The following is a 17,025-nucleotide window of genomic DNA, read 5'->3' on the forward strand; positions in this document are numbered from 1 at the left end:
GACATGCAGGACACCAGCACTTCTGCCGCCGTTGCCGCCGCACGGCCGGGACGCCTGAAGCGGCTGTGGCGATGGTTCTTCTCGCCGACCGCGCGCTATGCCTGGGGGCTGATCGTCATCGTCGCATTCGCCGGTGGCGTCCTGTTCTGGGGCGGTTTCAACTGGGCGATGGAGATGACGAACAACGAGCAGTTCTGCATCTCCTGTCACGAGATGAAGGAAAACGTCTATCTCGAGTACCGTAATACGGTTCACTACTCGAACCGCACCGGCGTCCGCGCCAGCTGCCCGGATTGCCACGTGCCGAAGGAGTGGAGCCACAAGGTGGTCCGCAAGATTCAGGCCTCGAACGAGGTGCTGCACAAGATCCTCGGCACCATCGGCACGCCCGAGAAGTTCAACGCGCACCGCATCGAGCTCGCCAAGAGCGTGTGGCGCGGCATGAAGACGACGGATTCGCGCGAGTGCCGCAACTGCCACAAGTTCGACCACATGGAATATGCGGTGCAGGAGCCGCGCGCGTCCAAGCTGCACCAGACCGCGTTCGCGCAAGGCAAGACCTGCATCGATTGCCATCAGGGCATCGCGCACAAGCTGCCGCCCAAGGCACAGGAGGGATATCGCGACATGCTCGACCATATCGACGAGGTCAGCCCCGTGCAGCGCATGATCGACTTCCTGCAGGATGCCGACGTCGCCAAGGCGAAGGCGGCGAGGTGATGGACATGCTTCAGCAATCCCGAGATGCGGCGGAGAATGCCGCAAGGCCTTCCGCCGCCCTCAGCGTCGCCCTGGTCTATGATTCAGGTCCCGCGGTGAATCGGTGGTTCGCCGGTCTCGTCGCCGAGCTTCGCCGCTCGGGCAAGCGTCTCGCCGGCCTGATCCAGGAGGACGTGCCCCAGCCGGGTCGCACGCGCTGCGACATGGTTCTGCACGAGCTCGCCACCGGCCGGGCGATGTCGATCTCCGAGGATCTCGGCGCGGGGGCGACCTCCTGTCGTCTGTCCACGCCGCGCCTGCTTGAAGCCGCGCAATTGGTCGAGGCCCAACTCGCGGACGCGGAGATCGTCTTTCTCAACAAGTTCGGCAAGGCCGAGGCCGAAGGCGGCGGGCTGCGCGATCTGATCGCCCATGGCATCGAGTCCGGCAAGAGCCTCGTGATCGGCGTTCCCAGCAGCAACCTCAAGGCCTGGACCGAGTTCTGCGGCGAGTATTTCCGGACGGTCGCGGCGACGCCCGAGCCTGGCCAGGATGCGATCGCAGCTCTCGCGGTTCTGCTCGGTGAGCCCAAGGTCGTCAGCGAGCATCTGCACGTGGTCTGAGGCTGGACGCAGGCTGCTCCCGCGATGTCACGCGGGAGCACAAGCCCTCATTGCCAGCCGGGAACGCCGCGCATGTCGGGCAGCTTGTGGGCAATGCCCTTGTGGCAGTCGATGCAGGTCTTCTCGCCGTTGAACAAATAGCGCTGGTGCGCCACTGACGCCCGCGGCGACTGCTTCGTGATGTCCATGGAATCGGCGCTGTGGCAGTTGCGGCATTCCAGTGAATCGTTGGCCTTGAAGCGCGCCCATTCATGCGCGGCCAGCTCGAGCCGGTGATCCAGAAATTTCTCACGCGTGTCGATGGTGCCGAAGAGCTTGCCCCAGACCTCCTTGGAGGCCTGCATCTTGCGCGCGATCTTGTCGGTCCAGTTGTGCGGGACGTGGCAATCCGGACAAGTGGCGCGGACACCGGAGCGGTTGGAGAAGTGGATGGTCGACTTCAGCTCCGCATAGACGTTGTCCTTCATCTCGTGACAGCCGGTGCAGAACTTCTCGGTGTTGGTCAATTCCAGCGCGGTGTTGAAGCCGCCCCAGAAGATGACGCCCGCCACGAAGCCCGCGAGCACCAGCGTGCCGAGCGCGAAGACCGAGCTCGGGCGCCGCAAGACGCCCCAGAGCTCGAGCACAAAGCTCCAGGTTCTCGCGATGAAGCCGCGCCTGGGTTTGGACTCCTCCGTGGTGGCGGTCATCGGCGGCCACCCGGGCTTGCACGCGAGAGCAGCGTGTCGATGTCGACGAAGTCGTTGCTCACGGGCGGATTGGCGGTGTTCTGCGGCACGTGGCACTCCGTGCAGAAGAAGCGCCGCGGCGAGATCGAGGCCAGGAACTGGCCGTCACGGTCCATGAAGTGGGTGATCGAGACCATCGGCGCCTGCGATTCCGCCGTGCGCGCGCGGGCGTGGCAGGACAGGCACTTGTTGCCGTTGAGGTCGATCTGGTAGCCGTCGATGGTGTGCGGAATCACCGGCGGCTGTTCCGGATAGTTGCGCACCTCCCGCTCGGAGGTGTTGCGGTTCGGCAGCATCGGCGGCGCCGGCCCTTCGTCGTTGAGCGGGGTCGGACCGCGCAGGCCCGAATTCACCGTCTGCGCGGTCAGCGAGCCGGTCGCCGCGGCAATCGCGAGCGCCAGCATGGCAATGCCAAATCGCGTCATCATGGTTCACACCCGCTCGATGCGCACGGCGCATTTCTTGAAGTCGGTCTGCAGCGAAATCGGATCGGTCGCGTCCAGCGTCACCTTGTTGATCAGCTTGGACTCGTCGAACCACGGCACGAAGACGAGGCCCTTCGGCGGCCGGTCGCGGCCGCGCGTCTCGACCCGGGCGCGGATGAAGCCGCGGCGCGAGACCACCTTCACCTCGTCTCCGCGACGGAGCTTGGCCTCCGATGCGTCGTCCGGATGCATGAAGCACACGGCTTCGGGGAAGGCCTTGTAGAGCTCGGGCACGCGGCGCGTCATGGTGCCGGAGTGCCAGTGCTCCAGCACGCGGCCGGTCGAGAGCCAGTACGGATATTCGTTGTCGGGCGATTCCGCCGCCGGCTCGAACGGCAGCGCGAAGATGCGCGCCTTGCCGTCGGGGAAACCGTAGAACTGCACGTCGGTCCCCTGCTTCACATAGGGGTCGCTGCCCTCGCGGAAGCGCCACTTGGTCTCCTGGCCGTTGACCACCGGCCAGCGCAGGCCGCGCTCGCGGTGATAGGTCTCGAACGGCGCGAGGTCGTGGCCGTGGCCGCGTCCGAACTGGGCATATTCCTCGAACAGGCCCTTCTGCACGTAGAAGCCGAACGCCTTGGATTCCTCGTTGGCGTAGCCGTCCTCGATCTCCGAGGTCGGAAACTTGTCGACCTGGCCGTTCTTGTAGAGCACGTCGAACAGCGTCTTGCCGCGAACCTCCGGCTTCTTGGCGAGCAGCTCCTCGGGCCAGACCTCCTCGATCTTGAAGCGCTTGGAGAACTCCATCAGCTGCCAGAGATCGGATTTGGCATCGCCTGGCGCGGTGACGAGCTGATGCCAGAACTGCGTGCGCCGCTCGGCATTGCCGTAGGCGCCTTCCTTCTCCACCCACATCGCCGTCGGCAGAATGAGGTCGGCCGCGAGCGCCGTTACGGTCGGATAGGCGTCGGAGACCACGATGAAATTGTCGGGGTTGCGGAAGCCGGGATAGGTCTCCTCGTTGACGTTGGGACCGGCCTGGAGGTTGTTGTTCACCTGCACCCAATAGGCGTTGATCAGCCCGTCCTTGAGCATCCGGCTTTGCAGCACGGCGTGGGCGCCGTTCTTGTCGGGAATGGTGCCTTCAGGCAGCTGCCAGATGTGTTCGGTCTTGGTGCGATGCTCCTTGTTGGTCACGACCATGTCGGCCGGCAGGCGGTGCGAGAAGGTGCCGACCTCGCGCGCGGTGCCGCAGGCCGAGGGCTGGCCGGTCAGGGAGAACGGGCTGTTGCCGGGCGAGGAGATCTTTCCGGTCAACAGATGGATGTTGTAGACGAGGTTGTTGCACCAGACGCCGCGGGTGTGCTGGTTGAAGCCCATGGTCCAGAACGAGACCACCTTCGTTTTCGGATCGGCATAGAGTTCGGCCAGCGCCTCGAGGCGGTTGAGCGGCACGCCGGACATCTGCGCGGCCTTCTCCAGCGTGTACTCCGAGACGAACTTGACGAACTCGTCATAGCTCATGTCGGTGGAGTCGTTGGCCTTGGCGGCGCCGGTTGCCTTCTTCTGCAAGGGATGCTCGGGCCGCAGGCCGTAGCCGATGTCGGTCTGGCCGCGCTTGAACACGGTATGCGCGGCGACGAAGTCCTTGTTGACCCGACCCGTCCTGATGATGTGGTTGGCGATGGCGTTCAGGATATAGAGGTCGGTCTGCGGCGTGAACACCATGCCGATGTCGGCGAGGTCGAACGAGCGGTGCTCGAAGGTCGAGAGCACGGCGACGCGCACATGCGGCGCCGAAAGCCTGCGGTCGGCGAGGCGCGTCCACAGGATCGGATGCATCTCCGCCATGTTCGAGCCCCACAGCACGAAGGCATCGGCCGCCTCGATGTCGTCATAGCAGCCGGCCGGCTCGTCGATGCCGAAGGTGCGCATCATGCCGGCGACGGCGGAGGCCATGCAGTGGCGCGCATTGGGGTCGATGTTGTTGGTGCGGAAGCCGGCCTTGAACAGCTTCGAGGCCGCATAGCCTTCCCAGATCGTCCACTGGCCGGAGCCGAACATGGCGACGCCGTTGGGCCCGCGCTTCTTGATCGCCTCCTTCCACTTCACCTCCATGATGTCGAAGGCTTCATTCCAGCTGACGGGCGTGAACTCGCCGTTCTTGTCGTACTTGCCGTTCGTCTTGCGCAGCATCGGCTGCGTCAGCCGGTCATGGCCGTACATGATCTTGGAGAGGAAGTAGCCCTTCACGCAGTTGAGGCCGCGATTGACCTCGGCCTTGATGTCGCCGTGGGTCGCGACCACCCGGTTGTCCTTGGTGGCGACCATGACGGAGCAGCCGGTGCCGCAGAAGCGGCAGGCGGCCTTGTCCCATTTCAGTTCGCTCACCTCCCGCTCGGCGGCGAGATTGGCGGCGAGCGCAGGGGCGGGCATGCCGGCGGCAGCCGCGGCGATCGCGGCGGCTTCCAGCTTCAGCATCTGGCGGCGGTCGATCTTCGGTGAAGTCATCTTGATTCTCCCGCCTAGGCTTCGATGGCGTGAAACACGAGCGCCGCCGAATAGACATGCGGCAGGCACTGGATAGCGTTGAGCGTGGAGCCGAGCGAGCCGGCGTCGGGCGCGTCGACCACGACGACAAGCTTGCCGCGCGCGTCGCGGCCGTAGATCTCGCAGCCGGCAAGCGCGGTGATCTCGGCTTCGACGTCGGCGAGACGCTCGGGGCGCGCCTGCACCAGGATGCTGGCGATTTCGCCCCCGGGGGGAGGCACGATGCGGTCGTCAGTGAGCACCCGTCCGGTGATCAATGCACGGCGGTTGAGTTTGGCTTGGGCCATATGCCTGCCTTTCCAGGTATCAATGCGGGGTCGGAGGCGGGCCGGGCGGGCCCGCGAACATCTGGTAGATCCACACGGCGAGCCCGTAGCTGCCGACGGTCCCGATCGCGAGGGCGGGCATCACCACCGCCGTCAGGAACAGGAATGCGAAGATTTCCATGCGCCGTCGGCGCGTATGGCTAGTCGTATCGTCGCCAGGGGCCGACATGTTCGGTCTCGCTGAATCTCGTTAGGTTCGAAACGCTGCCTTGCGGGCAGCATACGTGAACGAGCCCCATCATGGCTCGCTTGATATGAATCAATGCCTGCCACGACACATTTTGTCGCACTGATTCGTATCGTAAGCTCAAGTTGGCGTTGCGTAAATCCGGCTTGTCTCGTGACGCGGAAATTGCACTGCGATGGACAGCGCGGCCTCGTCCATTAAGATAAAAGCAACAAGAACAATCCGAGAGATTTGGGAGAGGCGTCATGAAGTTCGGCATCTTCTACGAGCTGCAGCTGCCGCGGCCCTGGGTGGCGGGCGACGAGCTCGCTCTCTACCAGAACGCGCTCACGCAGATGGAGCTCGCCGACAAGCTCGGCTACGACCACGCCTGGGTGGTCGAGCATCATTTTCTCGAAGAGTATTCGCACTCGCCCTCGCCGGAATCCTTCCTCGCCGCCGCCAGCCAGCGCACCAGGAACATCCGCCTCGGCCACGGCATCCTCCAGCTCACCACCAATCATCCGGCGCGCGTCGCCGAGCGCGTTGCGGTGCTCGACCTGCTCTCGAACGGCCGCTGCGAGTTCGGCATGGGCGAGAGCGCCTCCATCACCGAGCTGACGCCGTTCGGCCGCGACATGGAGACCAAGAAGGAAGTCTTCGAAGAGGCCGTGCAGGCGATCTTCCCGATGTTCAAGGATGCCGGCTCCGAGCATCACGGCAAGTATTTCGACATTCCCCTGCGCAACGTCGTGCCCAAGCCCGTGCAGAAGCCGCATCCGCCGCTGTGGATGGCCTGCTCGCAGCTTCCGACCATCGAGCGCGCCGGTCGCCACGGCTTTGGTGCGCTCGGCTTCCAGTTCGTCAGCGCCGATGCCGCGCATGCCTGGGTGCACGCCTATTACAACGCCATGACCAAGCGGCTGCACAAGCTTGCCGACTATCAGATCAACCCGAACATGGCGCTGGTGTCGTTCTTCATGTGTGCCAAGACCGACGAGGAGGCCCGTGCGCGCGCCGACGGCGCCACCTTCTTCCAGTTCGCGCTGCGCTTCTACGGCGCCTCGCAGAACCGCCAGCGGCCCGCGCCCTACACCGTCAACATGTGGGACGAGTACAACAAGTGGAAGCGCGACAATCCGGAGGCGCAGGAGGCGGCCTTGCGCGGCGGCCTGATCGGCTCGCCCGAGACGATCCGCAAGAAGCTGAAGCGCTTCCAGTCCTCGCATATCGACCAGGTCATCCTGCTCAATCAAGCCGGCAAGAACAGCCACGAGCACATCTGCGAATCGCTGGAGCTGTTCGGCCGCGAGGTGATGCCGGAATTCCAGAACGATCCGGCGCAGGCCGAATGGAAGCAGGGCGTGATGAGCGGCGAGATCGAACTGGAGGAGATCGACACCGAGGCCTTTACGGACCGCTACGGCAAGCTCGCGATCAACGTGGCGCCGGCGAAAGCTGCCGGGTAGGGGGCTCTGTTGCCAAAACACCGGATCTACACGACCAGCTTTGCCAGCGTTTACCCGCTCTACGTTGCGAAGGCGGAGAAGAAGGGGCGCTCGAAGGCCGAGGTCGATCAGATCCTGTCCTGGTTGACGGGTTACGGTCCGAAGGAGCTGCAGGTCCAACTGGACAGACAGACGGACTTTGAAACCTTCTTTGCGGAGGCCCCTGCGATCAACCCCGCGCGCGCTCTCATCACAGGCGTGGTCTGTGGCGTTCGGGTCGAGGACATCAAAGAGACGACGATGCGGGAGATCCGCTATTTGGATAAGCTGATCGACGAACTGGCCCGGGGAAAGGCAATGGACCAGATCTTGCGAAGAACGTGATTTCGGGCGGCTGCATCGGTCCATTCGGCTCAGCGAACCATCGCGCAATCTGCATGCAGAGCTGTCTTCCGGCGCGCCGCCATTGCTGGTAGACCACGTCAACAGCGATAGGGAGGAGACGATGCGCCCTCGCGGGACGTCCGCAACTTCGGCCGGAGGCGATGTCACGCCCGCGGTGCTCGCCATCGGCCGGCCCGACTTCCCGAACGTCCTGATCGACACGCTGCGCCGCCAGGCCGGCGTCGGCCATTGCATGGTGTTCGCCCTGACGCGCGCCGGTGCGGCGCGCTGTCTGCTCGATGCCGGCAACATCCCGACCGGCAGCGATCTCGGCGCGGCCTATGCCGGCCAGTTCCACGAATCCGATCCCAATCGCGAGGCGCTGTTCGAAGGGCAGACCGGCGCGCCGATCGTGCTGCCGTCGTTTGCGCCGCGCATGTATGGCGCGCGCTACCGCAAGATCTTCTTCAACGATTCCGACATCGTCGACAAATGCGCCACCGCGATCTGGACCGGCGATACCTGCTTCTACGTCAATTTCTACCGCGTCACGTCCCAGGGCCGCTTCGGCGATGCCGAGCGCGCGCGGTTGCAGACCATCGCGCCCGCGATCGGCGCCAGCGTCGCCCGTCATTTCCAGCAGGCCGCGACGCCCGACCGGAACCTCGCCGCGCTATTTGCCACGCGCGCGCCGCTCTCCGCACTCACGCCGCGCGAGCAGGAGGTCTGCCGCCATATCCTGCTCGGGCTCAGCTCCGAAGCAATCTCGCAATCACTCGGCATCAGCCTGCATTCGACCCTGACCTACCGCAAGCGCGCCTATGAGCGCCTCGGCATTTCCGCGCAGAACGAATTGTTCGGAATCGTGCTGGGTTTGCTGTCGCGGAGCCTGAACTGAGGCGGCAAGCGGCCTCAGCCTGGGAAGGATGATAAGCTGAGGCCGCTGACGCCTGGGGCACGGAGGCGAATCCAGCCGAGGCCGGACGAGGGTAGGCGTGGTTCCACGTCGCAGGATGTTCACATCTGAACGTTCGTGCGACCTTGTTCTGTTCGATGCTTTACACTTGGTGAATGCTGCCGAACGCAATCAATTTGCAGTCGTCCGAAGCGGCCAATCGGCCACTTCGCGTGACGGATCAGCCAAATGCTCCGGCCATTCGATTGGCCTGCAGACAAGCCCGCGACGCTCGATTTCCCTGAACAGACGATCAGCGCGGTGTTTGGCGGGTAGCCCGATCAACCTCGTGCCGGCCAAGGCGTCGGCTTGCACTTCGTTACGAATGAACTCGTGCATTCGCATGATGAAATGATCGGAAAGTCCCGCGAATTCGCTCATGGTAAGCTGCACTCTACCTAGAAAAAAAGCCACTCGATCAAATGCCAACCGACCCATGCGATCGCGGCGATCCATGCGATCATGGCGATGCCGATAACGCCGAGGAACGCGAGCCCGACGGCGTAGTCGTTGGCCTCGCGGCGCTTCGCTTTCGACAGCGTGTGCTGGTCGGTCCTCTCGAGCATCTCATCCTTGCCTGGCTCAAGGCTAGCGAGGGCAGCTTCGGTGGACAAACGCCGGCTCGAATTAACCTCACCGGTCAACCTTACCTGCGCGCCATGGCGGCGGCGTGCGAGCCTGTCCCTGTGGCCAGGCTCGCCGGGCGGATGCCGCGTCACTGGCGCGTCAAGGTGCGGATGGATTCCAGGAGCCGCTCGAGGCGGTAGGGCTTGTGCAGCATGATGCTCCCTGAAACCGGGCGCGGATCCGCTTGGGTGTATCCAGTGGCGTAGATGACGGGAATGGCGGGATGATTCTGCCTGCATCTGATTGCGACGTCCCACCCGGAAATCGGTCCCGGCAGCTTGACGTCCGTGAAGATGAGGTCCGGAGTGACTTCGGCGCAAAGCTGCAGCGCCTGCTCTCCGCTCTCGGCCTGAAGAACGTCGTGCCCGTGGCCCTCCAATATGTCCACGACCACATCGCGGATCAGGTCTTCGTCTTCGACGACCAGAATTTGCAAATCGTTCTCCCGGCTGGCCCGCCCTGTTTCTCCGGGCCTGCCTCGCTGTCGAGCACATTGTGAAGCATCAGGATCAAAAGCGTTAACCATCACTGGCGGTTCCAATCCGGGCGGCATTGCTTCGATGTTTCTTAAATTTTGCTGAGTACCTCTTCAGGCACAGTGACCTCCGGAGAAAGATATGGCTAAGCGCGCCAAGGCCAAACGTGGGAAGGCGGAGACGCTCGCAATCCCGATGGCCGCGAGGGTTGCGATTGGCGCCGTGGCCGTCGCCGCCCTGGGATACGGAGTGCTGTCTCGCCCGGCGAGCGTGCAACCGGTCCGGAAGCCCGCGCAGGAGGCCAAGGCATCGTCGACGCCGGTCTACGTGGCGCCTCCGGTTCATGCCGCGATGGTGGCTCCGGCCCCGGCTGCAGCCCCGATTCCGGCGCCGGCCCCGGCGCCTCTCGCCGAACCGCCGAAAGCCGACGCTGATGCGCCCGGCGCCCTCGTTCGGCAGGTGGTCGATTATGCCAGCCGCCAGGCGCCGGGCACGGTCATCATCGATACCGGAAACACGTTCCTCTATTTCGTCCTGAACGACAGGCAGGCGATGCGCTACGGCATCGGTGTCGGCCGCGAAGGTTTCACATGGTCCGGCGAGCAGACCGTGGCCCGCAAGGCCGAATGGCCGGATTGGCATCCGCCGACGGAGATGATCGGGCGTCAGCCTTATCTGCCGCGCTTCATGGCGGGCGGCCCCGGCAACCCGCTCGGCGCCCGCGCGATGTATCTCGGCGAGACCGAATATCGCATTCACGGCACCAACAACCCCGCGACGATCGGGAAGAAGGTTTCGTCCGGCTGCATCCGGCTGACCAATGACGACGTCACGGACCTCTATGAACGCGTGAAGGTCGGCGCGAAGGTGATCGTGCTTCCGGCCCCCGCGTCCCGCCGACCGTCCCAGGGCGCGCCCGACGCCGCATCGCGTTCGCCGGACCCGGCATCGTCGTCGAGCCGGGCCTCGGCCGCCAACGCGCAGATGCTGTCACCCGGACCGAAGGTCGCCGAAGCCCGATAGCTCCAAGGATTGGGCTCCAGGAGGCAGGGGCAGCAGAGCGCCCACGCCGCATCGTCCAGCACGCGCTGCCAGGAGAGCCGGGACCGGCTGTGTCAGCTGCCGCCCCCAGCCAGTCGCCCGGCTCCAATGACGTGCGTTCCTGGTTCGCCGGCAACAGCCGCCTCGATCAGCTGTCGAGCCACGTTTGTCACCGAGCTGATACGCGCAACTGGCGGCAACAGGGGAGATACGAAGCCCAGGACGTTCCGCACGGTTCGCTGCACCGGCCTGCTTTCGGCCCGCTCGCCATCCAGGAAGCCCGGCCGCAGGATCGTCAGGGACGGGAAGGCGAGCGCCGCGATCGCCTCCTCGACCTCGCCCTTCGTGCGTGTGTAGAGAAACAGCGATCGCGGGTCGGCGCCCAGGGACGACACCAGCGCGAACCGACCGACCCCGGCTTCGCGCAGACGCCGCGCGATCAGCAGCACCAGCTCGTAGTCGACCGCGCGAAAGGCCGCCGCCGATCCTGCCGCCGCCCGCGTCGTTCCGAGCGCGCAGATTGCGCCATCGGCTCGCCATTCCTCACCGCCGGCACCGGCGATCAGTTCATCAAGCCGGGGATTGGTGACCCGCTCCACGGGCGGCATCGCGCGTCGTGTCGGCGCGACGATGCGCGTGACGCGAGGGTCGCTGAGAGCGAACGTCATCGCGGCCGCCAACCAGCCCCGTCGCGCCTATGATGAGCAATGTGGTCATGACCATCCTGTGTTGGATTTGCGAGGCCGATTGTATAGGAACCGGTCGTCACGGCAAATTTGAAGCCTGCGGGGCGACGATCTCCACGCTGGCACGTATCGAGGTCGCGAGCGCGGAGGCTTGCCTGCCGTCTTGTCCCTATCGCTGGGGACAGACGCGGCCTGCGGAGTTCGCTAGTCTGCCCTGAAGCATACGAAAACAGGGAGACCGTCTTGAGCACCGCGCCGCGCATCGACATCGACCCGGCCGCGTTCTGGGCCGATCCCTATCCGATGCTCGCCAGGATGCGGAGGGAGGCGCCGATCGCCTTCGTGCCGCAGCTCGGCTCGACGCTGCTGACCAGCCGCGACGACATCTCGATCTCCGAGAAGCAGATCGACGTGTTCTCCTCGCACCAGCCCGCGGGCCTGATGAACCGGCTGATGGGCCACAACATGATGCGCAAGGACGGCGAGGCGCACCAGGTCGAGCGTCGCGCGATGTTCCCGACGGTGTCGCCGAAGACGGTGAAGGCGCATTGGACCGCGCAGTTCCAGGCCCACGCGGATCGCCTCATCGATGCCGTTGAGCCGGGGCGCATCGACTTCATGCGCGACTTCGCGCTGCCGTTTTCCGGCGAGTGCCTGAAGTCGATCACCGGCCTCACCAATATCGGCTTCGAGGACATGGACGCATGGTCGCAAGGCATGATCGAAGGCATCGCCAATTACGCCGGCGATCCCGCTGTCGAGGCGCGCTGCCACGCTGCGACATCGGGCATCGATGCCGCGATCGACGACATCCTACCGGTGATGCGCAGGAATCCCGACCAGAGCATTTTGGGCGTGCTGCTCGCCTCCGGCATGGCGATGGAGAGCGTGCGCGCCAACGTCAAGCTCGCGATCTCCGGCGGCCAGAACGAGCCGCGCAAGGCGATCGCCGGCACGGTGTGGGCGCTCCTGACCCATCCCGAGCAACTCGACCTCGTCAGGCGCGGGGAGGTGTCCTGGCTGCAGGCCTTCGAGGAATACGCCCGCTGGATCTCGCCGATCGGGATGTCGCCGCGACGCATCGCAAAGCCCTGGAGCATCCGCGACGTCTCGTTCGAAACCGACGAGCGTGTGTTCCTGATGTTCGGCTCCGCCAATCGCGACGAGAAGCATTTCGATCGCGCCGACGAATTCGACGTGCGCCGCGACGTCACCAAGAGCGTCGCGTTCGGTGCCGGCCCGCATTTCTGCGCCGGCGCCTTCGCCTCTCGCGCCATGATCGCCGACGTGGCGCTGCCGACCGTGTTCGCGCGCGCCAAGCGGCTGGAGATCGCCGAGGACGAGCAGGTGCGGATCGGCGGCTGGGCGTTTCGCGGCCTGCAGAATCTGCCGGTGCGGTGGCATTAGCTTGTGGCACGCATGCTAGCCACAAGATCGGTGTCATCGCCCGCGAAGGCGGGCGATCCAGTACGCCGCGGCCGCCGTGTGACGGACTGGCGTCTCTGGAATACCGGATTCCCCGCCTGCGCAGGGAATGACAGCGGAGGGCATGGAGCGGACCTTCACATCACAACCTCGTTCCGCGATCATGCCAACATGCTCCTGTTTTGCCCGACGCTGCAAATGATCTTGCCTGCGGCGCAAATCGCCTGCCGCCTAAGTCATTGATCCCGTTATCGCCGGCTACTGTGCATGGGGTTGTTTTCGACATTTTGAGGTCCGGCGTCTTGATGCGCCGCGGGAGACGTGCGGCCCTCACATTCGCGTGCGAAAAGAATCCGTCTGCATCATCGTGCGCAATTGAAAGATTAATCATGCGCACGGCCGCGCGCGCAGTGCCGTCATCGCTATTTTTCCGGACGTCTCGACACCTCCGACAACCCGCACCATCATTCACCCCATGTGAATGAGCAACGGCCGCACGCGGTCGGGAGTGTGGAATGCAGCGTCGTGATTTTCTCAAGCTGTCGATCGGAACTGCGGCTGCTGCAGCGATTGCTGCGCCCGCGCTCGCGCAAGGCGCGGTGAAGGAAATTCGTATCGGCTACCAGAAGACCGGCGTGCTGGTGATCGCGCGCCAGCAGGCCGTGTTGGAAAAACATTTCACGTCGCAGGGCATCGACGTGAAATGGATCGAGTTCTCCTCGGGGCCTCCGATGATGGAGGCGATGAACGTCGGCAGCGTCGATTTCGGCGCGGTTGGCGATTCCCCGCCGGTGTTCGCGCAAGCTGCGGGAGCTGCGATCGTCTATGCCGCCGGCCAGCCCATCACCAACGGCCAGGGCATCCTGGTGCCCAAGGACTCGCCGATCCGCGACATCGCCGGCCTCAAGGGCAAGCGCATCGGCTTCACCAAGGGGTCCAGCGCCCACAACATCGTGGTGCAGACGCTGGAGAAGGCGGGCCTCACCTACGCCGACATCACCCCGGTCTATCTGACGCCGCCGGATGCGGGCCCGGCCTTTGCCAATGGCAGCATCGAGGCCTGGGCGATCTGGGACCCTTACTTCGCGATCGGCGAGACCAGGCAGAACGGCCGGATCCTGATCAATGCGCGCGAGGTCACCAAGACCAATTCCTTCTACATCGCCAATCGCGAGTTCGCGAAGAGCCATGGGGCGATCCTGCAGCAGATCGTCGACGTCACGACGGCGGCGGGCCAATGGGCCGAGCAGCATCGCGACGAGGTCGCCAGATCGCTCGCCGCGATCACCGGCGTCCCGCTCGACATCCAGACCGTCGCGGCCAACCGCGCCAACTTCGTCGTCGGCCCCGTCACCGATGAGATCGTCACGACCCAGCAGGGCGTCGCCGATCGCTTCTACAAGCTCGGCCTGATCCCGAAGCCGATCCAGATCCGCGACATCGTCTGGCGCAACCCGGCAGCCTGACCGTGCCGACCTCTCACCCCACGCACAAGGGTTCGAACATGAGACGTATTATCCAGCGTCTGATCGCGGCCGTCATGCTGTCGATCGGCATCGTCGCCGCCGCGGTCGGCACCTCCTACGGCCAGGACAAGGTGGTCCGCATCGGCTACCAGAAATACGGCAAGCTGGTGCTGCTCAAGAGCAAGGGCACGCTGGAGCCGAAGCTTGCGGCCCTCGGCTACAAGGTGGCGTGGACCGAATTCCCCTCCGGCCCGCCGCTGCTCGAAGCGCTCAATGTCGGCGCGATCGATTTCGGCAACACCGGCGAAGCCCCGCCGATCTTCGCGCAGGCCGCCGGTGCGCCGATCCAGTACGTTGCCTACGAGCCGCCGGCGCCGAAGGGCGAGGCGATCCTGGTGCCGAAGAATAGCCCGCTGAAATCCGTCACTGACCTCAAGGGCAAGAAGGTCGCGCTCAACAAGGGCTCCAACGTCCACTATCTCCTGGTGAAGGCGCTGGAGAAGGCGGGGGTCAAGTATTCCGAGATCGAGCCGGTCTTTCTCGCGCCGGCCGATGCCCGCGCCGCCTTCGAGCGCGGCGCGGTCGATGCCTGGGTGATCTGGGATCCGTTCCAGGCCGCCGCGGAAGCCGCCACCGGCGCGCGCACCCTCGCCGACGGCACCGGCATTGTCGCCAACTACCAGTTCTACTTCGCTTCGAAAAAATTCCTCGAAACCGATCCGAAGATCGTCGACGCCGTGCTCGCCGAGCTCAGCGCGGTCGACGACTGGGCCAAGGGCGACATCCACGCCGTCGCCGAGCAGCTCGCGCCCGCGATCGGCCTGTCCGTCCCGGTCGTCGAGGTCGCCCTGAAGCGGCAGTCCTACGGCATCAAGCCGATCACCGATGCCGTGATCGCCGACCAGCAGCAAGTGGCCGATGCGTTCTTCGCGCTGGGCCTGATTCCCAAATCCATCAGGATCTCCGACGTCGCTCGGAAATCCGGCAGCTGATCAGGATCGTGAGCACAATCATGAGCAAGCAACCCAACGCCAACATTCTCTGGTTCCTGCCGACCCACGGCGACGGCCGCTATCTCGGCACCGGCATCGGCGGCCGCGAGGTCAACTTCAACTATCTTCGCCAGATCGCGCAGGCCGCCGATCAGCTCGGCTATTTCGGTGTGCTGCTGCCGACGGGGCGGTCCTGCGAGGATTCCTGGATCGTCGCCTCCAGCGTCGCGCCCTTCACCGAGCGTCTGCGCTATCTCGTCGCCGTTCGCCCCGGCCTGCAATCGCCAAGCGTTGCCGCGCGCATGACTGCGACGCTCGACCGCGTCAGCAATGGCCGGCTGCTCGTCAATGTCGTCACCGGCGGCGATCCCGTCGAGAACAAGGGCGACGGCATCTTCCTCGGTCACGACGAGCGCTACGAGGTCACCCGCGAGTTCCTCAACGTCTATAGCGACCTGCTCGCCGGCAAGACCGTCAATGTCGAGGGCAAGCACATCCACATCGAGGACGGCAAGCTGCTGTTTCCGCCGGTGCAGGCACCGCGCCCGCCGCTCTATTTCGGCGGCTCGTCGGACGCCGGCATCGACGTCGCGGTCGACACCGTCGACAAGTACCTGACCTGGGGCGAGCCGCCGGCGCTGGTCGCCGAGAAGATCGCGAAGGTGAGGGAGGTCGCCAGTGCCCGCGGCCGCAAGCTCTCCTTCGGCATCCGCCTCCATGTCATCGTTCGCGAGACCAACGAAGAAGCATGGCGCGCTGCCGATGATCTGATCAGGCATGTCGACGACGACACCATCGCCAAGGCGCAGAAGAATTTTGCGCGGATGGACTCGGTCGGCCAGCAGCGCATGGCGCAGCTCCATGGCGGCAAGCGCGACAAGCTCGAGATCGCCCCGAACCTGTGGGCCGGGGTCGGCCTCGTGCGCGGCGGCGCCGGCACGGCGCTGGTCGGCGACGCCCAGACGGTGGCGGCCCGCATCAGGGAGTATCAGGACATCGGCATCGATACCTTCATCATGTCGGGCTATCCGCATCTGGAGGAAGCCTATCGCTTCGCCGAGCTGGTGTTCCCGCTGCTCTCGCTGGAGCAGCCTTCCAACGTGACCCGGCTGCACTTCAACGGCGGTCCCTTCGGCGAGACGGTCGGCAGCGATTTCCGTCCGCAGCACCGGGTGTCGCAGTCATGAGCCTGATCGACAGCATCTCACTTCCGCGCGGCGTCCGCCTGCCGCGCATTGACGGCCTGATCCAGTGGATCGTGCCGCTCGCCATCATCGCGATCTGGCAGGTCGCGAGCGTCACCGGCTTCGTGCCGACGCGGGTGCTGCCGGCCCCGAGCGACGTCGTGCTCGCGGGATGGAAGCTGCTGCTCTCGGGCGAGCTCGTCCGCAACATCTGGGTCTCGTTCTGGCGCGCCTCGATCGGCTTTCTGATCGGCGGCAGCATCGGCTTCGCGTTCGGGCTGGCCAACGGCCTGTCGCAACTCTCGGCGAAGCTCACCGACACCACGCTGCAGATGGTGCGCAACGTGCCGCATCTGGCGCTGATCCCGCTCGTCATCCTCTGGTTCGGCATCGACGAGAGCGCCAAGCTGTTCCTGGTTGCGCTCGGCGTGTTCTTCCCGATCTATCTCAACACGCTGCACGGCATCCGCACCGTCGATCCACAGCTGATCGAGATGGGCCGCATCTACGGCATGACAGACGGCGAATTGTTCCGCCGGGTGATCTTCCCGGGCGCGCTGCCCTCGATCTTCGTCGGCATCCGCTTCGCGCTCGGCATCATGTGGCTGACCCTGATCGTCGCCGAGACCATCGCGGCGTCCTCCGGCCTTGGCTACATGGCGATGCAGGCGCGCGAGTTCATGCTGATCGACGTCGTCGTGCTCTCGATCCTGATCTACGCCCTGCTCGGCAAGCTCGCCGACAGCGCCTCCCGCGTGCTGGAGCGCTTGACGCTCTCCTGGCACCCCGCCTTCCAGAAACGTTAAGCAGGACATACTGGGAAT

General features: G+C 64.8%; 20 protein-coding genes. 11 read left to right on the plus strand and 9 right to left on the minus strand.

Annotated elements, in window-relative coordinates; genetic code table 11:
- Positions 1–3 precede the first annotated feature (3 nt).
- Positions 4–720 carry a NapC/NirT family cytochrome c gene (locus CO669_RS12720; RefSeq protein ID WP_097660151.1) on the plus strand — a complete coding sequence of 239 codons (717 nt, stop codon included), beginning with the start codon at positions 4–6 and terminating at the stop codon, positions 718–720.
- Positions 721–725: 5 nt separating this feature from the next.
- Positions 726–1,322, plus strand: a complete 597-nt coding sequence (locus tag CO669_RS12725) for a DUF2478 domain-containing protein (RefSeq protein ID WP_158228765.1) — start codon at positions 726–728, stop codon at positions 1,320–1,322.
- Positions 1,323–1,369: 47 nt separating this feature from the next.
- On the opposite strand, the gene CO669_RS12730 is transcribed toward CO669_RS12725, so the two are convergent.
- The 5 genes from CO669_RS12730 to napE are packed head-to-tail and all read right to left on the minus strand — an operon-like array spanning position 1,370 to position 5,520.
- Positions 1,370–2,011 carry a NapC/NirT family cytochrome c gene (locus tag CO669_RS12730; RefSeq protein ID WP_097660153.1) on the minus strand — a complete coding sequence of 214 codons (642 nt, stop codon included), beginning with the start codon at positions 2,009–2,011 and terminating at the stop codon, positions 1,370–1,372.
- Positions 2,008–2,478 (minus strand): nitrate reductase cytochrome c-type subunit, encoded by a 471-nt coding sequence (locus tag CO669_RS12735; protein ID WP_097660154.1) that lies wholly within the window; start codon positions 2,476–2,478, stop codon positions 2,008–2,010. The genes CO669_RS12730 and CO669_RS12735 overlap by 4 nt, the downstream gene beginning before the upstream one ends.
- Positions 2,479–2,481: 3 nt before the next feature.
- Positions 2,482–4,986 (minus strand): nitrate reductase catalytic subunit NapA, encoded by a 2,505-nt coding sequence (gene napA / locus CO669_RS12740; RefSeq protein ID WP_097660155.1) that lies wholly within the window; start codon positions 4,984–4,986, stop codon positions 2,482–2,484.
- A gap of 14 nt (positions 4,987–5,000) precedes the next feature.
- Positions 5,001–5,312 (minus strand): chaperone NapD, encoded by a 312-nt coding sequence (locus CO669_RS12745; protein WP_097660156.1) that lies wholly within the window; start codon positions 5,310–5,312, stop codon positions 5,001–5,003.
- A 19-nt stretch (positions 5,313–5,331) separates the two neighbouring features.
- Positions 5,332–5,520, minus strand: coding sequence for a periplasmic nitrate reductase, NapE protein (gene napE, locus CO669_RS12750; protein ID WP_097660157.1), 189 nt, complete (start codon positions 5,518–5,520; stop codon positions 5,332–5,334).
- 263 nt (positions 5,521–5,783) lie between these two features.
- On the opposite strand from napE, the gene CO669_RS12755 reads away from it, so the two are divergent.
- The 3 genes from CO669_RS12755 (at position 5,784) to CO669_RS12765 (ending at position 8,247) form a co-directional block, all read left to right on the plus strand.
- Positions 5,784–6,986 carry an LLM class flavin-dependent oxidoreductase gene (locus CO669_RS12755; protein ID WP_097660158.1) on the plus strand — a complete coding sequence of 401 codons (1,203 nt, stop codon included), beginning with the start codon at positions 5,784–5,786 and terminating at the stop codon, positions 6,984–6,986.
- Between the two features lie 9 nt (positions 6,987–6,995).
- Complete coding sequence (locus CO669_RS12760) at positions 6,996–7,349, plus strand: DUF2200 domain-containing protein (RefSeq protein WP_097660159.1); 354 nt, start codon at positions 6,996–6,998, stop codon at positions 7,347–7,349.
- A 121-nt stretch (positions 7,350–7,470) separates the two neighbouring features.
- Positions 7,471–8,247, plus strand: coding sequence for a helix-turn-helix transcriptional regulator (locus CO669_RS12765; protein WP_097660417.1), 777 nt, complete (start codon positions 7,471–7,473; stop codon positions 8,245–8,247).
- A gap of 189 nt (positions 8,248–8,436) precedes the next feature.
- Here CO669_RS12765 and CO669_RS12770 read toward each other — a convergent pair whose 3' ends face one another.
- The 3 genes from CO669_RS12770 to CO669_RS12780 form a co-directional block, all read right to left on the minus strand.
- Positions 8,437–8,685 (minus strand): hypothetical protein, encoded by a 249-nt coding sequence (locus tag CO669_RS12770; protein ID WP_143278663.1) that lies wholly within the window; start codon positions 8,683–8,685, stop codon positions 8,437–8,439.
- Positions 8,686–8,702: 17 nt separating this feature from the next.
- Entirely contained in the window at positions 8,703–8,918 is a 216-nt protein-coding gene (locus CO669_RS12775) for a hypothetical protein (RefSeq protein ID WP_245444298.1), read from the minus strand.
- 101 nt (positions 8,919–9,019) lie between these two features.
- Positions 9,020–9,367, minus strand: a complete 348-nt coding sequence (locus tag CO669_RS12780; RefSeq protein ID WP_158228766.1) for a response regulator — start codon at positions 9,365–9,367, stop codon at positions 9,020–9,022.
- A 181-nt stretch (positions 9,368–9,548) separates the two neighbouring features.
- Here CO669_RS12780 and CO669_RS12785 point away from each other — a divergent pair, with 181 nt between their 5' ends.
- Positions 9,549–10,430 (plus strand): L,D-transpeptidase, encoded by an 882-nt coding sequence (locus CO669_RS12785; RefSeq protein ID WP_097660163.1) that lies wholly within the window; start codon positions 9,549–9,551, stop codon positions 10,428–10,430.
- A gap of 92 nt (positions 10,431–10,522) precedes the next feature.
- Here CO669_RS12785 and CO669_RS12790 read toward each other — a convergent pair whose 3' ends face one another.
- A complete protein-coding gene (locus CO669_RS12790) occupies positions 10,523–11,116 on the minus strand; it encodes a Rossmann-fold NAD(P)-binding domain-containing protein (RefSeq protein ID WP_198963984.1) in 594 nt (197 codons plus the stop codon).
- Positions 11,117–11,377: 261 nt separating this feature from the next.
- On the opposite strand from CO669_RS12790, the gene CO669_RS12795 reads away from it, so the two are divergent.
- The 5 genes from CO669_RS12795 (at position 11,378) to ssuC (ending at position 17,007) form a co-directional block, all read left to right on the plus strand.
- Positions 11,378–12,541, plus strand: a complete 1,164-nt coding sequence (locus CO669_RS12795; protein ID WP_097660164.1) for a cytochrome P450 — start codon at positions 11,378–11,380, stop codon at positions 12,539–12,541.
- Positions 12,542–13,074: 533 nt separating this feature from the next.
- The gene (locus CO669_RS12800; RefSeq protein ID WP_097660165.1) at positions 13,075–14,025 is read left to right on the plus strand and encodes a sulfonate ABC transporter substrate-binding protein; all 951 of its coding nucleotides are present in this window, start codon (positions 13,075–13,077) and stop codon (positions 14,023–14,025) included.
- 38 nt (positions 14,026–14,063) lie between these two features.
- Complete coding sequence (locus tag CO669_RS12805; protein ID WP_097660166.1) at positions 14,064–15,017, plus strand: sulfonate ABC transporter substrate-binding protein; 954 nt, start codon at positions 14,064–14,066, stop codon at positions 15,015–15,017.
- A 20-nt stretch (positions 15,018–15,037) separates the two neighbouring features.
- Complete coding sequence (gene ssuD / locus CO669_RS12810) at positions 15,038–16,204, plus strand: FMNH2-dependent alkanesulfonate monooxygenase (RefSeq protein WP_097660167.1); 1,167 nt, start codon at positions 15,038–15,040, stop codon at positions 16,202–16,204.
- Positions 16,201–17,007, plus strand: a complete 807-nt coding sequence (ssuC, locus tag CO669_RS12815) for an aliphatic sulfonate ABC transporter permease SsuC (protein ID WP_097660168.1) — start codon at positions 16,201–16,203, stop codon at positions 17,005–17,007. Before ssuD ends, ssuC begins: the two co-directional genes overlap by 4 nt.
- The last annotated feature ends 18 nt before the right edge of the window (positions 17,008–17,025 follow it).

The organism is Bradyrhizobium sp. Y36, assembly GCF_002531575.1.
Taxonomy (GTDB): Bacteria; Pseudomonadota; Alphaproteobacteria; order Rhizobiales; family Xanthobacteraceae; genus Bradyrhizobium.

Coding starts and splice junctions, on each gene's coding strand:
- ssuC (WP_097660168.1), top strand. CDS start 16,201: ATGAGCCTGATCGACAGCATCTCACTTCCGCGCGGCGTCCGCCTGCCG.
- CO669_RS12800 (WP_097660165.1), top strand. CDS start 13,075: ATGCAGCGTCGTGATTTTCTCAAGCTGTCGATCGGAACTGCGGCTGCT.
- napA (WP_097660155.1), bottom strand. CDS start 4,986: ATGACTTCACCGAAGATCGACCGCCGCCAGATGCTGAAGCTGGAAGCC.
- ssuD (WP_097660167.1), top strand. CDS start 15,038: ATGAGCAAGCAACCCAACGCCAACATTCTCTGGTTCCTGCCGACCCAC.
- napE (WP_097660157.1), bottom strand. CDS start 5,520: ATGTCGGCCCCTGGCGACGATACGACTAGCCATACGCGCCGACGGCGC.
- CO669_RS12735 (WP_097660154.1), bottom strand. CDS start 2,478: ATGATGACGCGATTTGGCATTGCCATGCTGGCGCTCGCGATTGCCGCG.
- CO669_RS12755 (WP_097660158.1), top strand. CDS start 5,784: ATGAAGTTCGGCATCTTCTACGAGCTGCAGCTGCCGCGGCCCTGGGTG.
- CO669_RS12790 (WP_198963984.1), bottom strand. CDS start 11,116: ATGACGTTCGCTCTCAGCGACCCTCGCGTCACGCGCATCGTCGCGCCG.
- CO669_RS12785 (WP_097660163.1), top strand. CDS start 9,549: ATGGCTAAGCGCGCCAAGGCCAAACGTGGGAAGGCGGAGACGCTCGCA.
- CO669_RS12770 (WP_143278663.1), bottom strand. CDS start 8,685: ATGAGCGAATTCGCGGGACTTTCCGATCATTTCATCATGCGAATGCAC.
- CO669_RS12745 (WP_097660156.1), bottom strand. CDS start 5,312: ATGGCCCAAGCCAAACTCAACCGCCGTGCATTGATCACCGGACGGGTG.
- CO669_RS12805 (WP_097660166.1), top strand. CDS start 14,064: ATGAGACGTATTATCCAGCGTCTGATCGCGGCCGTCATGCTGTCGATC.
- CO669_RS12720 (WP_097660151.1), top strand. CDS start 4: ATGCAGGACACCAGCACTTCTGCCGCCGTTGCCGCCGCACGGCCGGGA.
- CO669_RS12765 (WP_097660417.1), top strand. CDS start 7,471: ATGCGCCCTCGCGGGACGTCCGCAACTTCGGCCGGAGGCGATGTCACG.
- CO669_RS12725 (WP_158228765.1), top strand. CDS start 726: ATGCTTCAGCAATCCCGAGATGCGGCGGAGAATGCCGCAAGGCCTTCC.
- CO669_RS12730 (WP_097660153.1), bottom strand. CDS start 2,011: ATGACCGCCACCACGGAGGAGTCCAAACCCAGGCGCGGCTTCATCGCG.